Genomic DNA, 5,899 nt, shown 5'->3' on the forward strand with positions numbered 1-5,899 from the left:
AAATATCAAAAAACAAAAATTTTATAAGGGAATTCATGCTATTTATCAAATTTGTTTAAGAATACCGTTATTATGGTTTTTTGTTCCCTTCCTATATATTTCTATATTATTAGGGGTAGGTGATCGAATATATAAATATATAGCTAAAAAAAGAAAAATAATACCTATAGGACAGTGTAAAGAAAATATATGTTCTATTACTTTTAATAAAAAAGAGCATAAAAAATAAAGAAAGAGGATGAAAAAATAATGAGTATATTTCAAATTATTGATTATGTATTAATAATTATATTAGCTATTTTCTTTTCTACAAAATTAATTAAAGAAATACAATGTAAAAGAAGAGGTAGTTTTATAGCGATTTTTAGTATAATAAGCATATATTTTATAGTTAAAGTATTTTTTATTATATGTATAATTTTTGATTTATAAATAATATAAAGTATATGTCAACGGTAAGCGGAACGAAGTGAGCATTAAGGAGTTGACATATTGCACAATACCCAGACCCTCTTGATGGTTTCAAACGGCTCCCGTTTGAACCTGCCTACCGGCGAGGGAGCCCCCTCAAAAAGTGAGGGGGTTGGGGGTGTTTTTTTATATGGGGTCTGGGGAAGTGTTCCCCAGTAGGTTTGGACAACGTCCAAGGTTTTTAATGGCTAGCGAAAGCAAGCCGTTTTTTGCGTGAGCAAAAACAAAAGGGGGATTGGGGGAACCCCCCGACAAGCTGTATTTGCGCCACGAAGTGGCTAGCAAATGCGACGCTTGCCAAATCCCTTGCGTCAATGATAAAATTGGAGATAGCACGACCAATTTAGAATGACGCTTCCGTTGAAAACGGAATGAAGGGATGGGACTTGATGAGTGAACAAGATAATCAGTTGGCTAGCAATTTTCGGAAGATTCCGAACCGAAAAGAGCGCAGACAAATCAGTTTTCGTGTGAATGATGACGAATATGCAAAGTTGCAGCAGTCAGCTGATACTTTAGGAATGAGTGTGCCAAACTTTGTGAAGAAGAAGGCACAAGGGAGTCGTTTAATTTCTCCGAAATTTGATAAGGAGATGAGACAAATGATTGCGAGGAATTTGAGTCAGATGGGGAATAACATGAATCAAATTGCGAAATATTGTCATACGCACAAGGATGGCAATATAGATTGGCATCGTTTAAATTACAATATTGAGCAATTACGAAAAGAAGTGAGTGAGTTATGGCAACAACTAAACTAGGAAATACAAAATCAGCAAGTCAAACGATCAATTATGCGGAAAAACGAGCAGTAGAAAAAAGTGGCCATAATTGTGACGTTGAGTATGCAAAATCAAATTTTAAAGAATTGAGAATGTTATATGGGAAAGATAAAGGGATCCAGGCACATACAATCATTCAGTCATTTAAACCTGGAGAAGTAACACCAGAAGAAGCGAATGCCATTGGCTTGGAGTTAGCTCAATCTATTGCGAAAGACTATCAAGTTGCCATTTATACGCATACAGACACAGAACATATACATAATCACATTGTAATAAACGCTGTTAGTATTGAAAATGGCAAAAAGTATCACAGTAATAACCAACAAAGAGAGTTCATAAAAAGTGAGAATGATAGAATTTGTCAAGAACGAGGTTTATCAGTGGTAGTAGAGAAACAGGCAGTAGTGAGGTACACGGCAGCAGAGAAATCATTGCTGAAAAAAGGGAAAAAGTCATGGAAAGACGAAATACGACAAGCGGTTGATGTAGCGAAAACTCGTACAAGGGATATAAAGGGTCTCTCAACGTTTTTAGACAATCTAGGTATCGAAACTAGGTTGAGAGGAGAAACGATCTCCTATAAGCATCCTGAGGCTTTAAAATGGGTAAGAGGAAGTAAGTTAGGTTATGACTATGAAATAGGAGGAATAGAACATGGCTTTGAGCGACGAATTGGAGAAAGTCAAACAAGAAGAAAATCTATTGATGGAAATGAGCACAAGCGAACAAATCAATTATCGAGTGAGAATGTCAGAGATAGAATACCAGAACGAACTAATCGCGCAACGTATCGACCAATTAGCCGAAAGTATCGAGAAGAACAACAAGCTCGTGAGCGAGCAAATACTCTCCGTCAGCAGAATGAACAGAAAAAACAACGAGAACTTGAACAGCAAAGTCGAAGAGTTACAAGAGATGGACCAAGCTTTGAGAGATAATCTGAGGGAAACGTTAAACCACTATTTTCAACAAATGAATAAGAGTGTGGGCGAAAGTTTTGAGAAGAAGACAGATATGCTTGTTACGGATTTTTATCACAAAGTACATCAGATAGAGCAAAAAACAAGTGAAGTACAAAACATTAGGATTAAGACAAAGAAGATTGAAGAAGTGTGTGTATCTGTTATACAAGTCCTATTGTATGCTCTGATTGCAGTTCTTCTTGTAACAGGGATGAAATATGGATTATGGGAAGTATTGGGTTTAGCAAAGCTATATGAAAAAGTGTCGCAAACATTTGAGTGGGGTTGGCTTGTGATGGCGGTTATTATGGGTGGAATGGGTCTTTGGGCATTTATTTTTTCGTTTACATTTGTGAAAGATAAAACGAGTCAACGTCGTTTTTAAAGATATGGATATAGAGACAAACAAGGATTTAAATTGGGATTAAGTACTAATATTTAGGATTTTTTTCTATTATTTTTAGATGATATTTCCATGTTATAATCAGAGATAGAATCTTTTGGAAAAATAAAAAACCCCCTCACAAGCGTCAGAAACTTAAGGGAGTTTTTTATCACTACATAGAAAGGAGTTATTCTTTATTAGAGTAATATCTTCTAAGTGTTTATTCTATCATATTGAATGAACTCCTTCTACAAATAAGGAGTGGAAAAATGAGTGAAAAGATTGTTAATTTTGTAGAAGCTGAAAAAAATGCTAGAAAAAGAGATTTTGAATTAGAACAAAATATGTTTCAACAAGAATATAATAATGTTTCAAAGAATGAATTAGAACAAGCCATGGAAATTATGGCTAAAGCTACTGGTAAAGAACTTTACATAGGTACTAAAAAAAGTCCTCAATCGAAAGTGAGGTTTGCTCAATTCATGCAAGAAAACATGAAATTCTTAAGTAAGCAAGGATATTTAACTTTGAGTGAAAAAGGATTTTTAATAGATATTACTCCGTATATTTCTTTTTATAGTAATTCTATTGTTTTAGATGTTAAATCTAAAAATGTTGTACCTATGAATATTTCAGATCTTGCTAAAGAATTAGAAAGACCAAGGGATAGAACTAGTAAATTGGTTAATGCTTTAGTCAAAAAAGGAATATTAGCAAAAACTGAAAGTGGTATTGAAGGAAGTAACGCAAAATCTTATTCTTTGTTTGTAAATCCGCATATTATTTTTGCAGGTGATAAAGATAATGTTCCTGAACATTTACAAGTAATTTTTTTTAAAGCTATGAAAATGTCTATATTAAAACAATTACCTAATAAATTATTTAAGAGTTGACATTAGTCAATTCTTTTTTTTTCTCTTTTTCAAGTGTGGCAAAAACGCCACGGAAGTGTGGCAAAAACGCCACACTTGAAAAAGATGAAAAACCTAGTAGTATCAATGCTTTTTTCGACTTTTAAGACTCTCTCTCTTCTCACTCTATATATATTGTTAAAAGTTCCGCAAGGAACAGGTAGTATTTTCCTCCGCTTTGCTTCAGAAAATCTCCACCTTCAATAAAATAAAATGATAAAAATATAACCATATTTTTATCATTTTATTTTATTGTCCTTGCCAAACTTTTTTCGGCAGGGATTTATCTTTCGCCAAGCCGATCAGACCAAAAACGAGGAACTAGGTTATACGACTTGGATTTACAAGTATACCTGCCGAACCACCTTGTACAATCGTCTATCATTTTATGTTTACACGATTGTAAGTGACGTCAAATTCCTGGGGGCTAGCCCCCAAACCCCCAGCCAGCTCTCTCACCCAAAAACAAGGAAAATCGTTTTGAAAGGAACTAAGCACCTCTTGCTCGAATAAAAATAGACAAAAATTAAATTGTAAGCAGGGGGTGCTCAATTGGAAAAAGCATACTGGAATCATGAAGTCGCAGAACGTTTACAAATGGGAAAAAGTACATTACGTCGTTGGTGTTTAGAGCTTGAAAAACAAGGATATATATTTTCAAAAGGGGAACAAGAAAGTAGAGCTTTTACAAAGCAGGACGTGCTCATATTAGAAAAAATAAAAGAATTACAAAGCGAAGGGAAAAAGCTAGAACATGCAATTAAACAGGTACTGAGCGAGCAAGAGCAGGTCTTGCTTACTTCACAGAGCACCTTTTACTCAGTAGATATAGATTGGCAAGCAGAAAGAGCACAATTAAAACAAGAGTTATTAGCTGAAATTAAGCAGGAGTTGCTTAGTAGTGAGCAACGAATTTTTCATAGATTAGAAGACCGAGATCAATTACTTATGCAATATGTGCGAGAAATGCAGGAAACAAAAAAGATATTGGCAGCCACTTCACAAAAAAAGTGGTGGCAATTTTGGAGGTCATAATGTCGGAAAAAGAAGAATAGATATATAACATACATACAATAAGGGAATGCAGTACAGATCAGCATACAAGCATTCCCTTGCTATGAAATATGTCAAATCATTTGAAAAAATGAAGGAATAAAAAATATATGGATGTATGCATGATTTTATGCAAAAGAAAGAAGAATTTGACGAGGCATAGGGAAGCCAAACACCACATGGTATAAGGAATGTATAAAAATTTGCATAAAGAAAAAGAAAGAGAAAAAAGAAAACCCCTTACGAGAGTAAGGGGAGACCGTAGGATTTGCTACCGATAATAGGACGTTATGGTAACTAGGGGTGTATAGAGTATACATTTAGTTCAAATATGTAATATTGCATATTTGAACTAAATTGGTTATTTTTTCTTGAAGTTTTATAGGATTTATATTATTCTTTTACAGTTCGAAATTTTCTATATTTAATCAAGGGGTGTTTTTTTGAAGAAGTTAGTAATTGCTAGTGTAGTTGGGATTGGACTTTTAGGAAATTCAGTTTTAGCATCTGCTTCAACAGTGGATTATTCTAAAGGAAAAGAAATGGCTTCAAATATTAAAAGTGATGAAGAAATTTCATATTCAACAGCCAATTTAGCATGGGCTGTTGGAGGTTATTTAACTGGAAAAGCTGTTGATGCAGCGGGAAATTGGTTAGGTAAACAGGCTCAAAAAGCTAATGCTCAATCAATTTATTCAGCTGCTGGAAAAGGTAAATATGCTTGTTATGTTTCTTCTAATGATCAAAAAATCGAATCGGTTTCTTTTGGAAGATAATATTAAAATTAAAACAATACAAGGAGGTTAATTCTTATGATTCATAAGAATTAACCTCCTTGAGTTTGTATAGAAATGGTGATAATTATGATAAGAAAATATAGTTCGTCTTTATTAATTGTATTAATGACATGTATATTTATATTTCATTTTGCAATCACATTATTTTACAATTTTCCGTTAAACCCTATTAGTAATCAATATAATTCGCAGATTCAAAATTACATGAATCCATTATTTACACAAAATTGGAAATTATTTGCGCCGAATCCTGTTAGTGCAAATAATATGCTTTATATTCGAGGTAACTATACAGATGAATATGGAGAAATCAAACAAACAAATTGGATAGATGCTACTACACCTTTTAATATGGCAGTTCATAATAATAGATTTACTCCTATAAGGTTGGTTAATAGTACAAGATCTTCTATAACAACCGAACTTTTAAATCAAATGGATGGGAAAAAAGATTATTTAGAAAAAATAGAACCTAATAAATCAGTAGAATTAATAATATTAAATCGTTTTTCATCTAAAGTTTTAAATGAAATTT

8 protein-coding genes are annotated in these 5,899 nt (G+C 33.3%); all 8 read left to right on the top strand.

What is annotated here, in order from left to right; genetic code table 11:
- The coding region (locus ACQGS6_RS21740) for a DCC1-like thiol-disulfide oxidoreductase family protein (RefSeq protein WP_426965587.1) at positions 1-229 on the top strand (229 nt) is incomplete at its 5' end.
- Positions 230-860: 631 nt separating this feature from the next.
- Positions 861-1,232: a plasmid mobilization protein gene (locus ACQGS6_RS21745; protein ID WP_426965588.1), complete on the top strand. Its 372-nt coding sequence runs from the start codon at positions 861-863 to the stop codon at positions 1,230-1,232.
- The gene (locus ACQGS6_RS21750) at positions 1,214-2,194 is read left to right on the top strand and encodes a relaxase/mobilization nuclease domain-containing protein (protein ID WP_426965589.1); all 981 of its coding nucleotides are present in this window, start codon (positions 1,214-1,216) and stop codon (positions 2,192-2,194) included. Before ACQGS6_RS21745 ends, ACQGS6_RS21750 begins: the two co-directional genes overlap by 19 nt.
- 34 nt (positions 2,195-2,228) lie before the next feature.
- Positions 2,229-2,603, top strand: coding sequence for a hypothetical protein (locus ACQGS6_RS21755; RefSeq protein ID WP_426965590.1), 375 nt, complete (start codon positions 2,229-2,231; stop codon positions 2,601-2,603).
- Positions 2,604-2,872: 269 nt separating this feature from the next.
- On the top strand, positions 2,873-3,496 hold the full coding sequence (locus ACQGS6_RS21760) for a MarR family transcriptional regulator (RefSeq protein WP_426965591.1): 624 nt from the start codon (positions 2,873-2,875) through the stop codon (positions 3,494-3,496).
- A 570-nt stretch (positions 3,497-4,066) separates the two neighbouring features.
- Complete coding sequence (locus ACQGS6_RS21765) at positions 4,067-4,549, top strand: DUF3967 domain-containing protein (protein WP_426965592.1); 483 nt, start codon at positions 4,067-4,069, stop codon at positions 4,547-4,549.
- A 461-nt stretch (positions 4,550-5,010) separates the two neighbouring features.
- Positions 5,011-5,343, top strand: a complete 333-nt coding sequence (locus ACQGS6_RS21770) for a hypothetical protein (RefSeq protein ID WP_061656986.1) — start codon at positions 5,011-5,013, stop codon at positions 5,341-5,343.
- Positions 5,344-5,568: 225 nt separating this feature from the next.
- Positions 5,569-5,899: DUF5819 family protein (locus ACQGS6_RS21775; protein WP_426965593.1), on the top strand; the 331-nt coding region annotated here is incomplete at its 3' end.

This window comes from Bacillus sp. GMs2/2 (genome assembly GCF_050172095.1).
Lineage (GTDB): Bacteria > Bacillota > Bacilli > Bacillales > Bacillaceae_G > Bacillus_A > Bacillus_A cereus.

Bases quoted from the DNA above. Each gene is read 5' to 3' on its own strand.
- ACQGS6_RS21750 (WP_426965589.1), top strand. From the start codon at position 1,214: ATGGCAACAACTAAACTAGGAAATACAAAATCAGCAAGTCAAACGATC.
- ACQGS6_RS21760 (WP_426965591.1), top strand. From the start codon at position 2,873: ATGAGTGAAAAGATTGTTAATTTTGTAGAAGCTGAAAAAAATGCTAGA.
- ACQGS6_RS21745 (WP_426965588.1), top strand. From the start codon at position 861: ATGAGTGAACAAGATAATCAGTTGGCTAGCAATTTTCGGAAGATTCCG.
- ACQGS6_RS21755 (WP_426965590.1), top strand. From the start codon at position 2,229: ATGAATAAGAGTGTGGGCGAAAGTTTTGAGAAGAAGACAGATATGCTT.